This is a genomic window from Hymenobacter lutimineralis (genome assembly GCF_008271285.1).
GTDB lineage: Bacteria > Bacteroidota > Bacteroidia > Cytophagales > Hymenobacteraceae > Hymenobacter > Hymenobacter lutimineralis.
The window spans coordinates 1-1,077 of record NZ_VTHL01000053.1 but is presented as its reverse complement, the minus strand read 5'-3'; the positions used below and the strand labels follow the sequence as shown (position 1 = coordinate 1,077).

Genomic DNA, 1,077 nt, shown 5'->3' with positions numbered 1-1,077 from the left:
TGACCTCCTCCCAATTGCTGGACCGGCTAGAAGTAGAGCATCAGGCGGTTTGAAGCTCGACAGTAGCGGCGGCCGCCATTGCCTGATCGGGCGTTAAATTCTGTAACGAACTGTGTGGCCGGAAGCCGTTGTACTCCTGGCGCCACTGCTCGATTTTTTCCTGTGCATCGGCCAGCGACAAGAACCAGTGGACATTTAAACACTCGTCCCGGAAACTGCCGTTGAATGATTCAATATATGGATTATCAGTCGGTTTGCCCGGCCTGGAGAAGTCCAGCGTGACCTGCTGCTCATAGGCCCACTTGTCCAGCGCTTTGCTGATAAATTCGCTGCCGTTGTCGACCTGGATGCGTTCGGGCACGATGGCTAGCGTCTGCTGCAGGCGGCTCACCACGGCCACCACGTCGTCCCCTTTCAGCGACTGCCCCACGTGAATGGCCAGGCACTGACGGCTGTAGTTATCGACTATCGTTAAGGCTCGGATTTTGCGCCCGTCAAAGAGCTGATCGGCCACGAAATCCATGCTCCAGCTCTGGTGCGGCCGCTGCAGGTCGACCCGCTCCAGCCGGTGAGCGGCAGCCCGGTTGCGCTTGGGCCGCTTGCTGCGCAAGTGCAGCCCTTCCAGGCAGTAGAGGCGGTGTACCCGCTTGTGGTTGTCGGACCAGCCTTCCCGCCGCAGGAGGGTGAACAAGCGCTGGCAGCCGTAGCGCACTCGCACCTGCGCCAATTCCCGTAGCCGCTGACGCAACGCCGAGTCGTCCCGCCCGTGCGGCTGGTAATACCAACTCGACCGTTGCAGCGACACGAGCTGGCACGCCCGGCGCGTGGAGAGGCGGTAGGCGTCGATCAGGTGTTGGGCCGCGTGCCGACGCTGCACGGGCCTCAGAACTTTTTTTTGAGTACGTCCTGCAGCATCTGCTTGTCCAGGCTCAGGTCGGCCACGAGCTGTTTGAGGTGCAGGTTTTCCTCTTCCAGCTGCTTCAGCCGGCGCAGTTCTGGCACGCCCAGCCCGCCGTACTTCTTCTTCCAGTTGTAGTAGGTGGCCTCGCTGATGCCCATCTTCCGGCAGACCTCCGC

Annotated in this window: 1 protein-coding gene; it reads right to left on the bottom strand. The window is 61.1% G+C overall.

Features of this window, described 5'->3' with window-relative positions:
- Positions 1 to 40: 40 nt before the first annotated feature.
- A protein-coding gene (locus FY528_RS21130; protein ID WP_262384076.1) for an IS3 family transposase occupies positions 41 to 1,077 on the bottom strand; the annotation gives its coding sequence in 2 pieces (ribosomal slippage) (positions 41 to 897 and positions 897 to 1,077; 1,038 coding nt annotated over the 2 pieces). This gene is flagged as partial in the annotation.